The sequence below is a fragment of the Pseudomonas sp. P7548 genome (assembly GCF_013386585.1).
Lineage (GTDB): Bacteria > Pseudomonadota > Gammaproteobacteria > Pseudomonadales > Pseudomonadaceae > Aquipseudomonas.
This window is the reverse complement of the sequence record NZ_JACARO010000073.1, coordinates 24800-45945: the sequence shown is the minus strand read 5'-3', so window position 1 is coordinate 45945 and position 21146 is coordinate 24800. Positions and strand designations below refer to the sequence as shown.

Below are 21146 nucleotides of genomic sequence, written 5' to 3'. Positions count from 1 at the left end.
GGTGGGAAACCCAGTAAACTGCGCCACGATTTTTGTTGAGTGTTTTCCATGCAAATTGCTTTGGCGCCCATGGAGGGGTTGGTCGACAACATCCTGCGGGACGTGCTGACCCGTGTCGGCGGTATCGACTGGTGTGTGACCGAGTTCATCCGCGTCAATGATCGCCTGCTCACCCCGGCCTATTTTCACAAGCTCGCCCCGGAGCTGCTGCACGGTGCCCACACCGCGGCGGGCGTGCCACTGCGCGTGCAATTGCTCGGCTCCGACCCGGTGTGCCTGGCGGAAAACGCCGCCCTGGCCTGTGAGCTGGGTTCGCAAGTGATCGACCTGAACTTCGGCTGCCCCGCCAAGACGGTGAACAAGTCTCGTGGCGGTGCGGTGCTGCTCAAGGAGCCGGAGTTGCTCAATCAGATCGTTGAGCACGTACGTCGTGCGGTGCCTGCGCACATCCCTGTGACTGCCAAGATGCGCCTGGGCTTCGACAGCCCGGACGGCGCGCTGGTGTGCGCCACGGCCCTGGCCGAAGGCGGCGCGGCGCATATCGTGGTGCATGCGCGCACCAAGACCGATGGCTACAAGCCGCCCGCCCATTGGGAGTGGATCCCGCGTGTGCAGGACGTGGTCAAGGTGCCGGTATTCGCCAATGGCGACATCTGGAGTGTCGAAGACTGGAAGCGCTGCCGTGAAGTCAGTGGCGCCGAAGACATCATGCTCGGCCGTGGCCTGGTGGCACGTCCCGACCTGGCGCGCCAGATTGCCGCCGCGCGCGCCGGCGAAGAGGTGGTGGAAATGACCTGGGCGCAGATGCAACCCATGCTCCAGGATTTCTGGACCCAATCGGTCGAGCAACTGACCGAGCGCCAGGCGCCGGGCCGCTTGAAACAATGGCTGGCAATGTTGACACGCAACTACCCCGAGGCGGTGGAGCTGTTCACGGCCTTGCGCCGGGAGACCGAGCTGGAGCAGGTCAGCCGCTTGCTGGGCATGCCACATCCCGCCGTCGCGGCGTAGCGATACCTCTTCAAGAAAGGGCGCCATTGGCGCCCTTTTCTTATTGTGAAATGGGATGGTCGGAACCGAATAACGCTGGAGCCCACGAACCTCGGGTACATCCCTCAGGAATCATGGTTCATGAATGCTCCGGTATTAAACGCCCCCGCTTTTGCATCACCGCCTCAGTACCCGTTCTCCGCCGGGCAGCCTTCAGTGCCGGTGGCGGAAAAAACCACCAACTGGGCTAACGCTTTTAATGTCGCCGAGCGACGGTTTGGTGAGAACTTTGACGGCACAAGCCATGCTGCCGTGATCAAAATGATGATGGCGACACTGGGTCCTACGCCGGCCGACATGTTCGATCAAGTCACGTCTTCTGGTAGCGGCTACGACGTGACGATGAAAGATGAATTCAAAGTGCATGTCTCGCAGGATGAATTGAGCCAAGTGGCCCAGGCATCGAGGTTTGGTGGTGATGACGTTGAGGTGGTCAGGGCTGCCAACTTTGCATTGGCGGTCTTTGTGAAACGCAAGCAGAGCGTCGGGGGGTATGCGAGTTTTGCGGCGGCGCTGGCCAAGACGCTCCAGGGTGAAACCACATTGAGATGCTTGCAGGGGATGGGGGTGTATGGCCTGTCCCAATATGTGTCGCCGGGTGAGATGGTGGGCGAGGGCGTGGTGGCGGTGATGGGTACCCACAACTTTGGCAGCACATTGGTCGTGGACGGGGTCGGTCGCCGCGATGGCTTTCCAATGCCAGTCGGTAATCGCTATGGCTACAGATTGTTCCCCAGTACTTCGCGGTCGAGTTCGGCTGGGGCAGTGCCCACCAGTGAAAAGCCTAAGGATATCTGGAGCGGCTTTTATCAGGGCGCCAATGGCAATTGCGCGACAGTGTCGGCGATCAAGGCTGCGATGATGAGATTTGGGCAGAAACCGAAGGATATTTTTCGTACGGTGACTGAGCGCCCCGAGGGTTTTGAAGTCACTATGCGCGACGGCTTCCCCTTAACGCTTACTCATGAAGAACTGGCCAAGGCCAGGCGGGTGTCGCAATTGACGGGGGCTGATCCGGTGTTGCTGGAGGATGCCAACTTCTTGTATGCGGTGAGCGCAAAGCGAGCGCAATCGGAGAACAACGACTTTCGCACAAGGCAGAGTTTCGAAGTGGCCATGCAGACGCTCAACGACGGTGATTTCCCTGGTAATGCACTGCGCCGATTGGGCTTGTTTGCCTACATACGCGAAAGCAATGCGGAGGAACTGGCCAAGGGCGCCATTGGTACCTTGGCCGGTAATGGGCATTCAGTGGCCGTGATTGATGGCGCCCTCGACCTGTTTGGGAAGAAGGAAAGCCTTCTTTCATCGAGTTGGATGAGCAATAGTTTGTGGGCGCAGAAGTTGGTATGACGGCTACCCCAACAACCGCCTGAACCCCTCGATCGGCAACGGCCGGCTATGCAAATACCCCTGGAACACGTGGCAACCCAGCCTCTGCAAAAACGCCAATTGTTCCGGGGTTTCCACGCCCTCGGCGATCACCTCCAGGTTCAAGCTGCGGGCCATGGCTACGATGGCGCGGATGATTTCGGCGTCGTTGGGGTCGTGGGTTGCATCGCGCACAAACGATTGGTCGATCTTCAGCGCATCCACCGGCAGGCGCTTGAGGTAGGTCAGCGACGAATAGCCGGTGCCGAAATCATCCATCGCAAAGCTGACGCCGAGCTTTTTCAGGCGGCGCATCTTGGCTACGGTGTCGTCCAGGTTCTGGATCACGATGCCTTCGGTGATCTCCAGCTTCAGCAGGCTGCACGGCAGTTGGTGCTGGCTGAGGCTGCGCTGCACCCGTTCCACAAAGTCGTTCTGGCGAAACTGGCGCGGGCTGATGTTCACGCACAGGCTGAACTTCAGCGGGTCTACCAGGCCGTCGGCGATCAATTGCTGAAAGGCGGCGCAGGCTTCGTCGAGGATCCAGGTGCCCACTTCCAGGATCAGGCCGCTGTCTTCCAGCACTTTGATGAATTCCGTGGGCGATTGCGCGCCCAGTTGCGGGTGCTGCCAGCGCACCAGGGCTTCGGCGCCGATGATCTTGTTGCCACGCGCATCCACCTGAGGCTGGTAATGCACGCTGAACTCGCCACGTGACAAGGCCAGGCGCAGGTCGGTTTCCATGCGCAGGCGTTCGCTGGCGGTTTTCTGCATGCTGTTGTGGAACATCTGCGTGGTGTTGCGCCCCGAATCCTTGGCGCGGTACAGGGCAATGTCGGCGCGCTTGAGCAGGTCGGCCGGGGTGGAGCCGTGATCGGGGATCAGCGCCACGCCAATGCTCGGCGTGACCTGCAGGCGGTGGCCGTCGAGGAACATCGGTTCCGAGAGCAGCTCGCGCAAGGTGTCGGCCAGTTCCTGCACCTGGGCGCTGACTTCGGTGCGCGTGCCATCCAGGCCGCTGAGCAGCACCACAAACTCGTCACCGCCCAGGCGCGCCACGGTGTCTTCCATGCGCACGCTGGCTTCCAGGCGCGCGGTGACGATTTTCAACACGGTGTCGCCCACCGGGTGCCCGAGTGAATCGTTGATGTGCTTGAAGTGGTCCAGGTCCAGGAACAGCAGGGCGCCGCGCAGGTTGTGACGCTTGAGCAGGGCGATCTGCTGGCTCAGGCGGTCCATCAGCAGGGCGCGATTGGGCAGGTTGGTCAGCGGGTCGTGGTAGGCCAGGTGGCGGATCTGCGCCTGAGCATTTTTCAGCAGGCTCACGTCGCGGGCGGTCAGCAGCAGGCAGGGCGTCTCGTTGAGGGTAATCGGTTCTACCGACACTTCCACCGCCAGCAACTCGCCGCGCTTGTTATGCCAGAGCATTTCCAGGTGATGGATGCGCCCCTTGATCTGCAACTCCGCCAGCAGCGCAGCGCGCTGGTTTTCATCGGCCCAGATGCCGATCTGGTACAGGGTGAGGCCGATGGCTTCTTCGGCGCGATAACCGGTCAGTCGGCAGAACCCGTCATTGACCTCCACGTACCGGCCGGTATCGCGCTCGGTGATGGAAATGGCGTCGGGGCTGGAATGGAAGGCCTTGGCGAACTTCTCTTCACTGGCCTTCAGCGCCGCTTCCGAACGCTGTTGCTGGGTAATGTCGCGCAAGGTGGTGACGATGCACGGCTGGTCGCCGACCTTGATCAGCCGGCTGGAAATCACGCAGGTCAGGCTCTGGCCGTTCTTGTGATGCACCACAATCGCCACATTGCTCAACGATTGCTCGCGAATCACTCGCTCGATGCGCTGCAGGCGTTTGCTGGAGTCGTCCCACAGGCCGATCTGGTCGGCGCTCTTGTCGATGACCTCGGCGGCTGTCCAGCCGAACGTCTGGGTAAAGGCGGGGTTGATCTCGATGAATTCGCCGCTGTCCAGGCACGTGACGCAAATGGGGTCGGGGCTGGCCTGGAACAGGCTGGCGAACTTTTCTTCGGAAGCAGTCAGGCGTTGCTCGCGTTCCACCTGGTCGGTGATGTCCAACAAGGTGCCGGCCATGCGCAGCGGCTTGCCGGCGTCATCGCGGTACAGGCGTGCGCGGCTTTCCAGATAGCGCGGGCTGCCGTCCTCCATCAGCACGCGATAGGTCAGTTGATAGTTACCTTCAGGGCCTTCGCGCAGGCTGCGGTAGGCGTTGCGCATGCCTTCGCGGTCTTCATCGGACATGCCCTCGAAAAATGCATCGAAGGATTCATGGAAGGGTTCGGGCGGCAGGCCGTGCAATTGGGCGGCGCGGGCCGAGCCGTAGAGCATGCCGGTGGGGATGTGCCAGTCCCAGGTGCCCAACTGCGCCGAGTCCAGGGCCAGGTCGAGGCGCTCCTGGCTGTCCTTGAGGGCCTGCTCGGCGTTTTTGCGCTCGGTGGTGTCCAGGAACGTACTGATCAGGTAGGCCTCGCCCTCCAGCTCGACTTTCTGCGCGCTGAGGGTGCCATCGTGGATCTGGCCGTTGCTGGCACAAAACTGCACCTCCATGGTGATCGGCTCGCCTTTGCGCTGGGTCGTCTTGACCAGCAGCGCACGCTGTTCGGGGTGGCGCCACAGGCCAAGGTCGAGGGTGGTACGGCCGATGACGTCGGCGACCGGCCAACCGAACAGCATCTCGAAATACTGGTTGGCCTCGCTGATCAGGCCGTCGGACTGGCGGGTGAGCAACACCATGTTCGGGCACAGGTGAAACAGCGTGGCGAAGCGTTTTTCGGAGTGGCCAAGGGCATTTTCCCGTTCGCGCTGGTGGGTGATTTCGCGGATCACCCCGATCATGCGACGGCGGCCGGCCTTGTCTGGCGCCAGGCTGCCGTTGATTTCCAGCCAGTGCAGGCTGCCGTCGGGCCATTGGATGCGGTGGTGCATGGCCTGCTCGAACGGTTCGCCGGCCAGCACGGCATGAAAGGCCCGCACCACACGGGCACTGTCTTCGGGGGCGAGCAGGTCGAGGTAGTCCAGGTCCTTGGGCAGCGGCTGCCGGGGGTCGAAGCCGAACAGCGCCTGGGTGCCCCGCGACCAGCTGATGCGCCCGCTGTCGATTTCCCAGCACCACGCACCCAGCCGGGCAGCGTTCAGCGCTGCCAGCAGCTGTGGGGCGCTGTCCCAGCTCTGTTCCGCCTCTTGAGGGTCAAGGGCGTAGATGCGGGGCAGGGGTGGCACGGAATCGACGGGGTTGCGCATTATCAAAGGGCCTTGGCTCGATGGGCGTTCGGCGCGGGTTGGTTCAGGCCTTGAGGCCGCACAGCTTCATGCCGGTATCCCTGGCAGATCGACCTGTGCATCCAATAGGCTCATGAAAGCCCGCGCAGCGTTCGACAGCGTCCTTTCGGTGTGCACGATATAGCCTAGCTGGCGACTGAGCTGTATGCCCGGCAAAGCGATACTTGCCACCTGATCATCGAGCATGGTGCGCGGCAACACGCTCCAGGCCAGGCCGATGGAGACCATCATCTTGATAGTTTCCAGGTAGTTAGTGCTCATCGCGATGTTCGGCGTGAGGCCCTGGGCTTCGAACAGCCGGCTGACAATATGGTGGGTAAAGGTGTTGCCACCGGGGAAAACTGCCGGGTGCTTGGCGATATCCGCCAGGCTGACGGTGCCGTTGCTGGTGAGGCTGTGTTCCGGCGCGACCACGAAATCCAGCGGGTCATCCCAGACCGGCGTGGCGCGGACGAGGTTGTGCGGGTCGGGCGCCAGGGTGATCACCGCCACTTCGGCGCGGCCGTGGAGGATTTCTTCGTAGGCCACTTCCGAATCGAGGAACTGAATATCCAGCGCCACGTTGGGGTATTCCCGGGTAAAGGTGCGCAGCACCGGGGGCAGGCGGTGCAAGCCAATGTGATGGCTGGTGGCCAGAGTGAGCCGCCCGCTGACTTCGCCGGTGAGGTTGGTGAGGGCGCGGCGGGTGTCATCCAGCACGTTGAGGATCTGATAGGCGCGGGGCAGCAAGGCCCGCCCGGCCTCGGTCAGGCCGACTTCACGGCCCAGGCGATCAAACAGGCGCACCTTCAATTGTTGCTCAAGGCCGGCAATGCGCTTGCTGATGGCCGGTTGGGTCAGGTGCAGGCGTTCGCCGGCGCCGGAGAAGCTGCCGGTCTCGGCGATGGCGATAAAGGCATTGAGGTTGGCCAGGTCCATTGCTGTATTCCAGTTGGTAATCCAAAGCATAAAAAATATGAATTTGAGTTATTTAATGTAGCGCCATACCATCAGCCTCACAAGCCAAAGGGTTATTGAAAAGCCCGGCGTATGAAATACCGCTGATGAGGACCGACTGATGGCCGGCAAAACGCTTTACGACAAGCTTTGGGATTCCCATGAAGTGAAACGGCGCGACGATGGTTCGTCGCTGATCTATATCGACCGTCACATCATCCATGAAGTGACCTCGCCCCAAGCGTTCGAAGGCCTGCGGCTGGCCGGGCGCAAGCCTTGGCGCGTCGACTCCATCATCGCCACACCGGACCACAACGTACCGACCACTCCCGAGCGCAAAGGCGGCATCGACGCCATCGCCGACCAGGTGTCGCGCTTGCAGGTGCAGACCCTCGACGACTACTGCGACGAATATGGCATCACCGAATTCAAGATGAATGACGTGCGTCAAGGGATCGTTCACGTGATCGGCCCGGAGCAGGGTGCCACCTTGCCGGGCATGACCGTGGTCTGCGGTGACTCCCACACCTCCACCCACGGTGCGTTCGGCGCCTTGGCCCATGGCATCGGCACTTCCGAGGTGGAACATGTGTTCGCCACCCAGTGCCTGGTCGCCAAAAAGATGAAGAACATGTTGGTCAAGGTCGAGGGCACCTTGCCGTTCGGCGTGACCGCCAAGGACATCGTGCTCGCCGTGATCGGCAAGATCGGCACCGCCGGCGGTAATGGCCACGCCATCGAGTTCGCCGGCAGCGCGATCCGCGACCTGTCCATCGAAGGCCGCATGACCATCTGCAACATGTCCATCGAAGCCGGTGCCCGCGTGGGCATGGTGGCGGCGGACGAAAAGACCGTTGAATACGTAAAAGGCCGTCCATTCGCTCCGCAAGGTGCCGATTGGGAGGCCGCTGTCGAAGCCTGGAAAGACCTGGTCTCCGACGCCGATGCGGTGTTCGACACCGTGGTCGAGCTCGACGCTGCCCAGATCAAGCCGCAAGTCAGCTGGGGCACCTCGCCGGAAATGGTGTTGGCCGTCGACCAGAACGTGCCGGACCCGGCCAAGGAAACCGACCTGGTCAAGCGCGGTTCCATCGAGCGCGCCTTGAAGTACATGGGCTTGCAGGCCAACCAGGCGATCACCGATATCCAGTTGGATCGCGTGTTCATCGGTTCCTGCACCAACTCGCGGATCGAAGACCTGCGCGCCGCAGCCGTCATCGCCAAAGGCCGTAAAGTGGCCTCGACCATCAAGCAAGCCATCGTGGTGCCGGGTTCGGGCCTGGTGAAAGCGCAAGCCGAAGCCGAAGGCCTGGACAAGATCTTCCTCGAAGCCGGTTTTGAATGGCGCGAGCCAGGCTGCTCGATGTGCCTGGCGATGAACCCGGACCGCTTGGAGTCGGGCGAGCATTGCGCCTCCACCTCCAACCGTAACTTCGAAGGGCGCCAGGGCGCCGGTGGGCGTACTCACCTGGTCAGCCCGGCCATGGCGGCTGCCGCTGCCGTCAACGGTCGTTTCATCGACGTTCGCGAATTGATCTGAGGAATACCCGATGCGTGCTTTTACCCAACACACCGGCCTTGTCGCCCCTTTGGATCGTGCCAACGTCGACACCGACCAGATCATCCCCAAGCAGTTCTTGAAGTCGATCAAGCGCACCGGTTTCGGCCCCAACCTGTTCGACGAGTGGCGCTACCTGGACGTGGGTTACGCCTACCAGGACAACTCCAAGCGCCCGCTGAACAAGGACTTCGTGCTCAACGCCGAACGCTACCAAGGCGCCAGTGTGCTGCTGGCCCGCGAGAACTTCGGTTGTGGTTCCAGCCGTGAACACGCGCCATGGGCCCTGGAAGAATATGGCTTTCGCAGCATCATCGCGCCGAGCTATGCCGACATCTTCTTCAACAACAGCTTCAAGAACGGCTTGCTGCCGATCATCTTGAGCAATGCCGAAGTGGATGAGCTGTTCAAGCAAGTGGAGGCCGAGGAGGGCTACCAGCTCACCGTCGACCTGGCCGCGCAGACCGTGACCCGTCCGGATGGCAAGGTGTATCACTTTGAAGTGGACGCTTTCCGCAAGCACTGCCTGCTCAATGGCCTGGACGACATCGGCCTGACCTTGCAGGACGGCGACGCGATTGCCGCGTTTGAAGCCAAGCACCGGGCGAGCCAGCCTTGGTTGTTTCGCGATGCTTGATTGGCGGTAGACCGTGCAGGCCCCATCGCGGGCAAGCCTGGCTCCCACATTGGAATGCATTCCAACTGTAGGAGCTGGCTTGCCGGCGATAGCGCCCGTACAACCACCCCAAAACCCAAGGAAAAACCACCATGACCACCACCGCCCACACCCAAGTCGTGCAAAAACAATTCGGCGAGCAAGCCTCCGCCTACCTGAGCAGTGCCGTGCACGCCCAAGGCACCGAATTTGCGCTGCTGCAGGCCGAGTTGGCCGGGCAGGGCAGTGCGCGACTGCTGGATTTGGGCTGCGGTGCCGGTCATGTCAGCTTCCACGTTGCGCCGCTGGTCAACGAAGTGGTGGCCTACGACCTGTCCCAGCAGATGCTCGACGTGGTCGCCGCCGCTGCGAAAGACCGTAACCTGGGCAACATCCGCACCGTGCACGGCGCCGCCGAACGCTTGCCGTTCGCCGATGGCGAGTTCGACTTCGTGTTCAGCCGTTATTCGGCCCACCACTGGAGCGACCTCGGCCTGGCCCTGCGCGAAGTGCGCCGGGTGCTGAAGCCGGGCGGCGTGGCGGCCTTTGTCGACGTCTTGTCACCGGGCAGCCCGCTGTTGGACACTTACCTGCAAACCGTCGAAGTGCTGCGCGACACCAGCCACGTGCGTGACTACAGCGCCGCCGAGTGGATGCAGCAGCTCAGTGAGTCCGGCCTGCATGTGCGCAACAGCAGCCGCCAACGCTTGCGCCTGGAATACACCTCGTGGGTCGAGCGCATGCGCACGCCAGAGGTGCTGCGCGCAGCCATCCTTGAGCTGCAACAGGCGATGGGTCAGGAAGTGCGTGACTACTACGACATTCAAGCCGACGGCACCTTCAGCACCGACGTGCTGGTGGTGTTTGCCGAGCGCTGATCGATTTTTCCCGACCTGCCCGCGGGCAGGCCGCTTGATGAAATGAGGAACCCATGAGCAAGCAGATTCTGATTCTCCCTGGCGACGGTATTGGTCCGGAAATCATGGCCGAAGCGGTCAAGGTCCTGGAATTGGCCAACACCAAGTACAGCCTGGGCTTCGAGCTGAGCCACGACGTGATCGGCGGCGCCGCCATCGACAAGCACGGCGTACCGCTGGCCGATGAAACCCTGGACCGCGCCCGTGCGGCGGACGCCGTACTGCTCGGCGCCGTGGGTGGCCCGAAATGGGACAAGATCGAACGTGACATCCGCCCTGAGCGCGGCCTGTTGAAGATCCGTGCGCAACTGGGCCTGTTCGGCAACCTGCGCCCGGCGATCCTCTACCCGCAATTGGCTGATGCGTCGAGCCTCAAGCCGGACGTGGTCGCGGGCCTGGACATCCTGATCGTGCGTGAACTGACCGGCGGTATCTACTTTGGCTCGCCACGTGGCGTGCGTGAGTTGGAGAATGGCGAACGCCAGGCCTACGACACCCTGCCGTACAGCGAAAGCGAAATCCGCCGTATCGCCCGTGTCGGCTTCGACATGGCCCGTGTGCGTGGCAAGAAGGTCTGCTCGGTGGACAAGGCCAACGTGTTGGCCTCCAGCCAGCTGTGGCGTGAAATCGTCGAAGAAGTGGCCAAGGACTACCCGGATGTCGAACTGAGCCACATGTACGTCGACAACGCTGCCATGCAACTGGTGCGCGCACCCAAGCAGTTCGACGTGATCGTCACCGACAACCTGTTCGGCGACATCCTGTCCGACCAGGCCTCGATGCTCACCGGCTCCATCGGCATGCTGCCGTCGGCGTCCCTGGACACCAACAACAAGGGCATGTACGAGCCTTGCCACGGTTCGGCGCCAGACATCGCAGGCCAAGGCATTGCCAACCCACTGGCGACCATTCTGTCGGTGTCGATGATGCTGCGTTACAGCTTCAACCTGAGTGAAGCGGCCGACGCCATCGAGAAGGCCGTGAGCCTGGTGCTGGACCAGGGTTTGCGCACCGGCGACATCTGGTCGCAGGGTTGCACCAAAGTTGGAACGCAAGAAATGGGCGACGCAGTAGTCGCCGCGCTGCGGAATCTGTAATCTCTCGGGCCCCCTTGCAGAAGTTTGCTGCAGGCGGCCCACTTTTTAACAAGGTGTAGTTGCGATGAAACGTGTAGGTCTGATCGGTTGGCGCGGTATGGTCGGTTCCGTGCTCATGCAGCGGATGCTGGAAGAGCAGGATTTCGATCTTATTGAGCCGGTGTTTTTCACCACTTCGAATGTGGGTGGCCAAGGGCCGTCTGTGGGCAAGGATATTGCCCCGCTCAAGGACGCCTACAGCATTGAAGAGCTGAAAACCCTCGACGTGATTCTGACCTGCCAGGGTGGCGACTACACCAGCGAAGTCTTCCCCAAGCTGCGCGAAGCCGGCTGGCAGGGTTACTGGATCGACGCCGCGTCGAGCCTGCGCATGCAGGACGACGCGGTGATCATCCTCGACCCGGTGAACCGCAAGGTCATCGACCAGCAGTTGGATGCGGGCACCAAGAACTACGTCGGCGGCAACTGCACCGTCAGCCTGATGCTGATGGGCCTGGGTGGCTTGTTCGAAGCCGGCCTGGTCGAGTGGATGAGTGCCATGACCTATCAGGCGGCCTCCGGTGCCGGCGCGCAGAACATGCGTGAGCTGATCAAGCAGATGGGCGCGACCCACGCGGCCGTGGCCGATCAACTGGCCGACCCGGCCAGCGCGATCCTCGACATCGACCGCCGCGTGGCCGAAGCCATGCGCAGCGATGCCTACCCGACCGAGAACTTCGGCGTGCCATTGGCCGGCAGCCTGATCCCGTGGATCGACAAAGAGCTGCCGAACGGCCAGAGCCGCGAAGAGTGGAAGGCCCAGGCCGAGACCAACAAGATCCTCGGTCGCTTCAAGAGCCCGATCCCGGTGGACGGCATCTGCGTGCGTATCGGCGCGATGCGCTGCCACAGCCAGGCACTGACCATCAAGCTGAACAAAGACGTGCCGATCGCCGATATCGAAGCGTTGATCAGCCAGCACAACCCATGGGTCAAGCTGGTGCCGAACAACCGCGACATCAGCATGCAGGAGCTGAGCCCGACCAAGGTCACCGGCACCCTGAACGTACCGGTGGGCCGCCTGCGCAAGCTGAACATGGGCACCCAGTACCTGGGCGCGTTCACCGTTGGCGACCAACTGCTGTGGGGCGCGGCCGAACCGCTGCGCCGCATGCTGCGGATCTTGCTGGAGCGTTGATCGCGTAAGGCAATAAGAAAAACCCGCGTTCTGGTGACAGGCGCGGGTTTTTTGTTGTTCTTGAGGTCGCCATTGCAGGCAAGTCGAATCGTCGCACCGCAGCTCCCGCATTTTGATTTGTGAACACGGTCAAATGTGGGAGCTGGCTTGCCTGCGATAGGGCCATCAGCTCCACCGCATAAGCCGGTTCAATTGCCTCACCCCCAGCCACCCGGTAAAGTGCCGCTCCCCCCGCAATGCCCGAGGCAGCCCCCATGACCCAGACCTTTGATATCGCCGTGATCGGCGCCACCGGCACTGTCGGTGAAACCCTGGTGCAGATCCTCGAAGAACTGGACTTCCCGGTGGGTGCCCTGCATTTGCTGGCCGGCAGCAACTCGGCCGGTGCGTCCGTGCCGTTTCGCGGCAAGAACGTGCGGGTCAAGGAAGTCGACGAGTTCGATTTCAGCAAGGTGCAGTTGGCGTTCTTTGCCGCGGGCCCGGCTGTAACCTTGAGCTTCGCCCCGCGTGCTACGGCGGCGGGTTGCTCGGTGATCGATCTGTCCGGTGCCTTGCCTGCAGAACAAGCGCCTCAGGTTGTACCGGAGGCCAATGCGCACGTGTTGAGCGGGCTGAGCAAACCATTTCAGCTCGGTAGTCCAAGCCCATCGGCCACCAATCTGGCAGTGGTGCTGGCGCCGTTGCGCGGGTTGCTCGATATCCAGCGCGTCAGCGTCACCGCCAACCTGGCGGTGTCGGCCCAGGGCCGCGAAGCCGTCAGTGAGTTGGCCCGGCAGACCGCCGAGCTGTTGAACGTGCGACCGCTGGAGCCGCAGTTCTTTGATCGGCAAATGGCCTTCAACCTGCTGGCCCAGGTCGGCAAGCCAGACGCCCAAGGTCATACAGCCCTGGAGAAACGCCTCGTACACGAGCTGCGCGCAGTACTGGACATGCCGTTGCTGAAGATTTCCGCAACCTGCGTTCAAGCCCCGGTGTTTTTTGGCGATAGCCTGACTGTGTCATTGCAACTGGGGGCGCCGGTCGATCTGGCGGTCGTCAACCGCGTGCTTGAGGCTGCACCGGGTATCGAGCTGGTCGAGGAGGGCGATTACCCAACGGCCGTGGGCGATGCGGTGGGCCAGGACGTGGTCTACGTGGGCCGGGTTCGCGCAGGTGTGGATGACCCCGCGGAACTAAATCTGTGGCTGACGTCAGATAACGTACGCAAAGGCGCCGCCCTGAATGCGGTGCAGCTGGCGCAGTTGTTGATAAAAGGCCTTGCGTAAAAGATACTTGGCGGCAATTTGTAGATTGATTCTAGCCAGGCGCTATGCTTGGCCCCAAGCAGCAAAAGATGCGCGTCGGTGACCTATCGGCTCGCCATGCCTTATGGCAGCGGTTACCAACCTTCTCGCGGGCCGGGGAGTGTTCAGACAAAGGATGAGGCTATGGTTCAAGTTCGCAAACTGGTGTTAGCAATAGCGGCCGCCTCGGCGCTGTCCTCCGGTATGGCGCAGGCGCTGCAGCTGGGGGAAATGACCCTCAAGTCGAAGTTGAACCAGCCGTTGTCGGTGGAAATCGAACTGCTCGATGTCGGTGGCCTCACCGCGTCCGAGATCACCCCGAGCCTGGCGTCGTCCCAGGCGTTTGTAGATGCGGGCGTCGATCGCCAGGCATTCCTCAATGACCTGACGTTTACCCCGGTCATCAACCCTAACGGGCGCAGCGTGGTGCGTGTCACCTCCAGCAAGCCGTTGCCCGATTCCTACATACGCTTCCTGCTGCAGGTGCAATGGCCCAATGGCCGCCTGATGCGCGACTACAGCGTGCTGCTCGACCCGTCCAAGTTCGATCAGGCAACACCTGCACCGACGGCAGCGGCTCCTGCGCCGACAGTGCGTTTGAGCGCGCCGGCGAATACCGCGCCTGCCTTCAGCAAACCGGCCCAGCACACCACGACTTCGCGCGACACCCTGTGGGAAATCGCCGAGAAGAACCGTAATGGCGCGTCGGTGCAGCAAACGATGCTGGCGATCCAGGCGCTCAACCCGGATGCCTTCATCGATGGCAATATCAACCGTTTGAAAACCGGCCAGGTCCTGCGCCTGCCGGATCGTGTGCAAGCCACCAGCCTGCCGCAATCGAAGGCCATTGCCGAGGTGACTGCGCAGAACAATGCCTGGCGCCAGGGCCGTCGCGCGGCGACGAACCCGGTGGCCGGCAAGCAACAACTGGACGCCACCAAGCGGACCCAGGCGGGCAGTGCACCCTCAAGCACCAACACCCAGGACAACCTGAGCCTGGTCTCGGCCGAGTCCGCCAAAAAAGGCGCGAAGGGCAAGGCGGGTGACAACCGCGCCCTGAGCGACAAGCTGGCGATGACTCAGGAACAACTGGACACCACCCGTCGCGACAATGAAGAACTGAAAAGCCGTGCGGCCGATCTGCAAAGCCAGTTGGACAAGCTGCAAAAGCTGATCCAGCTGAAAAACGATCAGCTGGCGCGCTTGCAGGCCGAAAAAGGCGACCCGGCTGCTGCCCCTGCGACGGCAGCGATGTCGGCGCAGTTGGCCAACGCTCCGGCCGCCGCGGCACCTGCCACGCCTGCGCCTGCGACCCCGGAAGCCACTGCGCCAGCCCCTGAGCCGATCAAGCCGCAAGCCGCGCCTGCCTCGGCCGAAGACAAATTCAACGACCTGCTGACCAACCCGATCGTGCTCGGCGTGGTCGGCGGTGCGGCGGGCCTGGTGGTGTTGCTGCTCCTGCTGCTGTGGGCGCGCCATCGCAACGCTCGCCGCGAAGAGGAAAAACACCTGCGCATGGCGCGGGCGCTGGCGGAAGAGCCGGAGTTCACCTCCAACCTCGATCATGACCTGCCACCAGACAGCTTCGAAGGCCTGGAGGTGCCAGCTCCCAATGTAAAGCTGGCAGCGGCCCCAACCCCCGCCCCGGTGGTTGAGGAGCCGGTAATCACACCAACCGTTGCCTCCGTGCTCGCGCCATTGGCCGTTGCAGTGGCCCCGATGAATTCCAGCGACGCCCTGGCGCAGGCCCAGTCCCATATCGATCGCGGCCACCTGAACCAGGCCGCCGATGTGCTGGAGCAGGCGATCAAGCACGAGCCCAAGCGCAGCGACCTGCGTTTGAAGCTGATGGAAGTCTACGGCCTGCAAAACGATAAGGACGGTTTCGTGACTCAGGAGCGTCAACTGGTGGCCAATGGTGAAAACCATGCCCAGGTTGAACAGCTCAAGTCGCGCTTCCCGGCCATGGCCGTGTTGGCGGCCGGTGTCAGCGCCGCGGTTGCCGCCGCCGCGCTGGACGCCCAGTACGTCAAGGACCTGCTGGAAGACAAACCGGCCGCACCGGCGCCGACGCCTGCTCCCGAGGCTGATGCGTTCGACACCGATTTCGACCTGAGCCTGGACGACCTGGAAGCGGCTTCCCCGGCTGTGGTCATCCCGGATGATGAGTTGAGCTTTGAGTCGGTGCTGCAACAGCAGACCGATGCCAAGGCCAGCCCGGACGATCTGTCGGACTTTGACCTGGACCTGCAACTGGACGCGCCGGGCTCTGCGCAGTCCGATGACGACTTCCTCTCGGGCCTTGAAGACCAGATGAAGGACGTGCCAGCCGTTGAACCGCCGACCCTCACGCCGGCTGCGCTGGACGATTTCGACCTGCCGGAAGACTTCGACCTGTCCCTGGCCGATGAGCCAGAGGCGCCTGGCGCTGCCAAGCCCGATGCATTTGCGTCGGAGCTGGATGACGTCAACGCTGAGTTGGATCGTCTGTCCCAGAGTCTGGAGCATCCGCCCATCGAGCCGTCCTTTACTGCTGAAGACGCGGCGCTGGGAGGCGATGAGCCGGAATTCGATTTCCTCTCCGGCACCGATGAAGTCGCGACCAAGCTGGACCTGGCCCAGGCCTATATCGACATGGGGGATGCCGACGGTGCGCGGGACATTCTCAGCGAAGTGCTGACCGAAGGTGACGAGGTTCAGCGCGGCGAGGCCAAGGAAATGCTCGGCCGTATCTGACGGGCGACGAAACTCTAATGTGGGAGCGGGCTTGCTCGCGAATACGATGGTTCAGTCACCATTTGCAGTGACTGACACTGCGCATTCGCGAGCAAGCCCGCTCCCACATTTGGCTCGGCGCCAGTCCTTAACAAAAGCGCCCATCTCGCTATTTCGGCCTTTATAATGGCCACCTTTGCGCAACTCATCAGGCTCTCAGTTCTTGGCAAATATAGATAACCCGGCTGCCGAAATGGCGGCCGCAGGCTTTTACCGCATCGCCCTGGGCGTGGAATACAAAGGCTCGCGCTATCGCGGCTGGCAGCGCCAGGCCTCGGGTGTACCGACGGTGCAGGAAACCCTGGAAAACGCCTTGTCGAAGGTCGCCGACTCGCCGGTGTCGTTGATGTGCGCCGGGCGTACGGACGCGGGTGTGCACGCCTGTGGCCAGGTGGTGCACTTCGATACCCAAGCCGAGCGCTCGATGAAGGCGTGGGTCATGGGCGCCAATATCAACTTGCCCCATGATGTCAGCGTCAGTTGGGCCAAGGTCATGCCTGCGCACTTTCATGCGCGCTTCAAGGCCATCGCCCGGCGCTACCGCTACGTGATCTACAACGATCAGATCCGCCCGGCGCACCTCAACGAAGAAATCACCTGGAACCACCGCCCGCTGGACGCAGACCGCATGGCCGAGGCCGCGCAGTATCTGGTCGGCGTGCATGACTTCAGTGCGTTCCGCGCCGGCCAGTGCCAGGCCAAGTCGCCGATCAAGGAAGTCCACCACCTGCGGGTGACCCGTCACGGCAAGATGATCGTGCTGGATATCCGCGCCGGGGCGTTCCTGCATCACATGGTGCGCAACATTGCCGGTGTGTTGATGACCATCGGCACGGGCGAGCGCCCGGTGGAATGGGCCAAGGAGGTGCTGGAAAGCCGGATCCGCCGTACCGGCGGCGTGACGGCTCACCCTTTCGGCCTGTACCTGGTGGATGTGGAGTATCGCGACGAGTTCGAATTGCCGGAACGTTTCATCGGGCCACACTTCCTCACCGGTTTCAGCGAACTTGGCGGCTGACGCCCGGAAAAGCTTTTGTTACCATCCGGGACTTTATCGGTCCGATGCCTGAGGTTTTCACGACATGTCCGCCGTTCGCAGCAAGATTTGCGGGATTACCCGCATAGAAGACGCGCTGGCGGCAGTCGAAGCGGGGGCGGATGCCATCGGTTTCGTGTTTTACGCCAAGAGCCCGCGTGCGGTGAATGTCTTGCAGGCACGGGCGATCATCGCCGCGCTGCCGCCGTTCGTGACCACCGTGGGCTTGTTCGTCAACGCCAGCCGCTGTGAACTCAACGAAACCCTGGATGCCGTGCCGCTGGACATGCTGCAGTTTCACGGTGACGAAAGCCCTGATGAGTGCGAAAGCTACCAGCGCCCTTACATCAAGGCGTTGCGCGTCAAGGCCGGCGACGATATCGCGGCGGCATGCGCGGCCTACACCGGCGCTCGCGGGATTTTGTTGGACACCTATGTCGAAGGCGTACCCGGGGGGACGGGGGAGGCGTTCGATTGGTCGCTGATTCCCGAGGGCCTGAGCAAGCCGATCATCCTGGCGGGCGGGCTCAACCCCGCGAATGTCGGGGCTGCGATTGAGCAGGTGCGCCCGTATGCCGTGGATGTCAGCGGTGGGGTGGAGCAGGGCAAGGGCATCAAGGATCACGCCAAGATTCGCGCATTCATGCAAGCCGTGCGCAACAGCAGTGGCGGGATGTGACGGCTGGCAGTCTGCCGCCGTCCATAACTACCACTGTGTAAAACAGCCCGGCGCCGCCTGCGGGAGGCCCGGAAATGAAGTGGCAACCTTGCACGGGCAGGTTGTCTGGAAGGCTGAGGAAGTGTGCAGGAAATGGCCGGTCGAACACCTGACCCCGTCCTGCATGCGTCATCGCCACATATGAATTTAGCTCAAGGGCATACGCGGGGCTGTGTTCAAGCCACCGGTACTGGAGAAAGAAAGCATGAGCAACTGGTTAGTAGACAAACTGATCCCTTCGATCATGCGTTCCGAGGTGAAGAAAAGCTCGGTTCCTGAAGGTCTGTGGCACAAGTGCCCATCCTGCGACGCGGTGCTGTACCGCCCGGAGCTGGAAAAGACCCTGGACGTTTGCCCCAAGTGCAACCACCACATGCGTATCGGCGCCCGCGCCCGCATCGACATCTTCCTTGATGCAGAAGGTCGCAACGAGCTGGGTGCTGACCTGGAGCCGGTCGACCGTCTCAAGTTCCGCGACGGCAAGAAGTACAAGGACCGCCTGACCGCTGCGCAAAAGCAGACCGGCGAGAAAGACGCGTTGATTTCCGTCAGCGGCAAGCTGCTGGGCATGCCTGTCGTGGTGTCGGCGTTCGAGTTCTCGTTCATGGGCGGCTCCATGGGTGCCATCGTCGGTGAGCGCTTTGTGCGCGCTGCCAACTACGCCCTGGAAAACCGTTGCCCGATGATCTGCTTCGCCGCCTCCGGTGGTGCGCGCATGCAGGAAGCCCTGATTTCCCTGATGCAAATGGCCAAGACCTCTGCGGTACTGGCGCGTCTGCGTGAAGAAGGCATTCCGTTCATCTCCGTGCTCACCGACCCGGTCTACGGCGGCGTTTCCGCCAGCCTGGCGATGCTGGGTGACGTGATCGTTGGCGAACCAAAGGCCCTGATCGGCTTTGCCGGCCCTCGCGTGATTGAGCAGACCGTGCGTGAAAAACTGCCGGAAGGCTTCCAGCGCAGCGAGTTCCTGCTGGAGCACGGCGCCATCGACCTGATCATCCCGCGTGGCGAGCTGCGCCCACGCCTGGGTAATCTGCTGGCACAGATGATGGGCCTGCCTACCCCTGTGTACGTTGCGCCTAAAGTCGAACCGATCGTCGTGCCACCGGTGCCAGCAAACCTATGACCCAACGTACCCTGGGCGAATGGCTCGCCTACCTTGAGCAGTTGCATCCGTCCGCCATCGACATGGGCCTGGAGCGCTCGCAACAGGTAGCGGCCCGCCTCGGGTTGGGCCGCCCGGCACCGCGCGTGATCACGGTGACCGGTACCAACGGCAAAGGCTCTACCTGCGCCTTTGTCGCCGCGCTGCTGCAAGCCCAAGGGCTGAAAGTGGGCGTGTACAATTCCCCGCACCTGCTGCGTTATAACGAGCGGGTGCAGCTCAATGGCGTCGAAGCCACTGATGAGCAACTCTGCGAAGCCTTCGCCGCACTCGATGCCGGGCGTGGCGAGATTTCCCTGACTTACTTCGAAATGGGCACCCTGGCGGCGTTCTGGCTGTTCGAGCGTGCCCAGCTGGATGTGGTCGTGCTGGAAGTTGGCCTGGGCGGGCGCCTGGACACGGTCAATGTGGTGGACGCCGACCTGGCGTTGATCACCAGCATTGGTGTGGACCACGCCGATTATCTGGGCAATACCCGCGAGTCCGTCGCCTTTGAAAAGGCCGGGATCTTCCGCCAGGGCAAGCCGGCGCTGTGTGGTGATCTTGACCCGCCGCACACCTTGCTCGACAAGGTGCGTGAGCTGGATTGCCCGTTCTTCCTGCGTGGCCGCGAATTCAGCCTGGAGATCGGTGAGCAGCACTGGCAATGGCGTGGGCGTGATGGACGCGGCCAAGTTGTCGAGTTGCGCGACCTGCCGTTGCTGAACCTGCCGATGGAAAATGCCGCACTGGCCCTGCAGGCCTATCTGCTGCTGGACCTGCCTTGGAGTGCCGAGCAGATCGCCGCTACCTTGCTGGCGACTCGCGTGGTGGGGCGTCTGGATCGTCGTGAGTTCGAATGGCAGGGTAAGCGCCTGAACCTGTTGCTGGACGTGGGACACAATCCCCATGCGGCCGAGTACTTGGCGCAGCGTTTGTCCCGCACGCCGCCGGCCGGTCGCCGCCTTGCCGTGTTTGGCTTGCTGGCCGACAAGGACCTGGAGGGCGTGGTTGCGCCCTTGCTGGGCAATGTCCAGGCCTGGGCTGTAGCGCCGCTGGATACGCCGCGTAGCCGCCCGGCCGCCGAGCTTGAAGCGGCCTTGCAGAACCTTGGTGCGCCGGTGGCGTCGTATGCAAGCGTGACTGATGCCCTTGAGGCGCAGTGCGCCGTTGCCACACCTGACGATGAGATTCTGTTGTTCGGATCATTTTATTGTGTTGCCGAGGCGCTTGAGTGGTTGGCCCGGCGCTCCACGGAGGAAGCTGCACATGGCATTACTGGATAGCGCATACAAGCAGCGAATGGTCGGAGCCCTGGTTCTGGTGGCGTTGGCGGTGATTTTTTTGCCGATGCTGTTTTCCCGCCAGGACGAGCAGCGCCAGGTTGTCGTAGAGGCCCCGGCTGCGCCCCAGGCGCCTGCAGTGCCCCAGGTACAGGTTGAGCCGGTGGTGGTGCCCGAGCCCCAGGCATTGCCGGAGGAAGAGCCGGTGCCGAGCGATGCGGAAGTGGCTGCCCAGCAGCCGCCTTCAGCGCCTGTGCAGCCGAGTGTGCCAGTGGTCAAGCCAGCGCCTGCTGCGCCGGTGGCAGCCGCGAAGCCCGCTGCCCCAGCACCTGCGCCCAAACCGGTAGCGCCGCAACCGGCTGCGCCGGGTAAGCCGGATGTGGGTCAGAGCCGCATCGACCCGAATGGTTTGCCGATCAGCTGGTCCATCCAAGTGGCCAGCCTGGGCAACCGTGAAGGTGCTGATGCCTTGCAGAAAAAACTGCGCAGCCAGGGTTATAACGCCTATATCCGCAGCGCCGATGGCAAGAACCGCGTGTTTATCGGACCGCTGATCGAGCGTGCCGAGGCGGACCGGCTGCGGGACCTGCTGGATCGCCAGCAGAACCTCAAGGGTTTCGTGACCCGTTTCCAGCCTGAGCGCGGTTAATACCGCCAGTCTCTGATTGGAATGCAAGCCAAATGTGGGAGCTGGCTTGCCTGCGATGAGGGTGGGTCAATCAACAGTAATGTTGAATGTGCCGGCCCTATCGCAGGCAAGTCAGCTCCCACATGGGTTTTGGGGTGTGGTTGAAATCGGGTTTTCTAACCCCAACCTATTGATTTGCAAAGCAGCCGTAATCA

General features: G+C 62.2%; 16 protein-coding genes. 14 read left to right on the top strand and 2 right to left on the bottom strand.

Annotated elements, in window-relative coordinates; all coding sequences use genetic code 11:
- Positions 1-48: 48 nt before the first annotated feature.
- Both HX803_RS25395 and HX803_RS25390 read left to right on the top strand, forming a co-directional pair.
- Positions 49-1011 carry a tRNA-dihydrouridine synthase gene (locus tag HX803_RS25395; RefSeq protein ID WP_178924463.1) on the top strand — a complete coding sequence of 321 codons (963 nt, stop codon included), beginning with the start codon at positions 49-51 and terminating at the stop codon, positions 1009-1011.
- A 120-nt stretch (positions 1012-1131) separates the two neighbouring features.
- Positions 1132-2403 carry a hypothetical protein gene (locus tag HX803_RS25390; RefSeq protein WP_178924461.1) on the top strand — a complete coding sequence of 424 codons (1272 nt, stop codon included), beginning with the start codon at positions 1132-1134 and terminating at the stop codon, positions 2401-2403.
- Positions 2404-2406: 3 nt separating this feature from the next.
- On the opposite strand, the gene HX803_RS25385 is transcribed toward HX803_RS25390, so the two are convergent.
- Together HX803_RS25385 and HX803_RS25380 are read right to left on the bottom strand one after the other, a co-directional pair.
- Positions 2407-5685, bottom strand: a complete 3279-nt coding sequence (locus HX803_RS25385; protein ID WP_178924459.1) for an EAL domain-containing protein — start codon at positions 5683-5685, stop codon at positions 2407-2409.
- A 66-nt stretch (positions 5686-5751) separates the two neighbouring features.
- Entirely contained in the window at positions 5752-6642 is an 891-nt protein-coding gene (locus tag HX803_RS25380; RefSeq protein ID WP_178924457.1) for a LysR family transcriptional regulator, read from the bottom strand.
- 139 nt (positions 6643-6781) lie between these two features.
- Here HX803_RS25380 and leuC point away from each other — a divergent pair, with 139 nt between their 5' ends.
- From leuC to HX803_RS25320, 12 genes are all read left to right on the top strand, one after another.
- Entirely contained in the window at positions 6782-8200 is a 1419-nt protein-coding gene (gene leuC, locus HX803_RS25375; RefSeq protein ID WP_178924455.1) for a 3-isopropylmalate dehydratase large subunit, read from the top strand.
- Positions 8201-8210: 10 nt separating this feature from the next.
- The gene (gene leuD, locus HX803_RS25370) at positions 8211-8855 is read left to right on the top strand and encodes a 3-isopropylmalate dehydratase small subunit (protein WP_178924453.1); all 645 of its coding nucleotides are present in this window, start codon (positions 8211-8213) and stop codon (positions 8853-8855) included.
- Positions 8856-8986: 131 nt separating this feature from the next.
- Entirely contained in the window at positions 8987-9751 is a 765-nt protein-coding gene (locus HX803_RS25365; protein ID WP_178924451.1) for a class I SAM-dependent methyltransferase, read from the top strand.
- A gap of 53 nt (positions 9752-9804) precedes the next feature.
- Complete coding sequence (gene leuB, locus HX803_RS25360) at positions 9805-10887, top strand: 3-isopropylmalate dehydrogenase (protein WP_178924449.1); 1083 nt, start codon at positions 9805-9807, stop codon at positions 10885-10887.
- Positions 10888-10951: 64 nt separating this feature from the next.
- Positions 10952-12064 (top strand): aspartate-semialdehyde dehydrogenase, encoded by a 1113-nt coding sequence (gene asd / locus HX803_RS25355; RefSeq protein WP_178924447.1) that lies wholly within the window; start codon positions 10952-10954, stop codon positions 12062-12064.
- Between the two features lie 254 nt (positions 12065-12318).
- Positions 12319-13329, top strand: a complete 1011-nt coding sequence (locus HX803_RS25350) for an aspartate-semialdehyde dehydrogenase (protein ID WP_178924445.1) — start codon at positions 12319-12321, stop codon at positions 13327-13329.
- Between the two features lie 162 nt (positions 13330-13491).
- Positions 13492-16083: a FimV family protein gene (locus HX803_RS25345; protein ID WP_178924444.1), complete on the top strand. Its 2592-nt coding sequence runs from the start codon at positions 13492-13494 to the stop codon at positions 16081-16083.
- Positions 16084-16315: 232 nt separating this feature from the next.
- Positions 16316-17140: a tRNA pseudouridine(38-40) synthase TruA gene (truA, locus tag HX803_RS25340; protein WP_178924501.1), complete on the top strand. Its 825-nt coding sequence runs from the start codon at positions 16316-16318 to the stop codon at positions 17138-17140.
- A gap of 64 nt (positions 17141-17204) precedes the next feature.
- Positions 17205-17837: a phosphoribosylanthranilate isomerase gene (locus HX803_RS25335; RefSeq protein ID WP_178924442.1), complete on the top strand. Its 633-nt coding sequence runs from the start codon at positions 17205-17207 to the stop codon at positions 17835-17837.
- A 244-nt stretch (positions 17838-18081) separates the two neighbouring features.
- Positions 18082-19002, top strand: coding sequence for an acetyl-CoA carboxylase, carboxyltransferase subunit beta (gene accD, locus HX803_RS25330; protein ID WP_025856447.1), 921 nt, complete (start codon positions 18082-18084; stop codon positions 19000-19002).
- Positions 18999-20306, top strand: coding sequence for a bifunctional tetrahydrofolate synthase/dihydrofolate synthase (gene folC, locus HX803_RS25325; RefSeq protein WP_178924440.1), 1308 nt, complete (start codon positions 18999-19001; stop codon positions 20304-20306). The genes accD and folC overlap by 4 nt, the downstream gene beginning before the upstream one ends.
- Positions 20290-20952 (top strand): SPOR domain-containing protein, encoded by a 663-nt coding sequence (locus HX803_RS25320; protein ID WP_178924438.1) that lies wholly within the window; start codon positions 20290-20292, stop codon positions 20950-20952. Before folC ends, HX803_RS25320 begins: the two co-directional genes overlap by 17 nt.
- Positions 20953-21146: the final 194 nt, after the last annotated feature.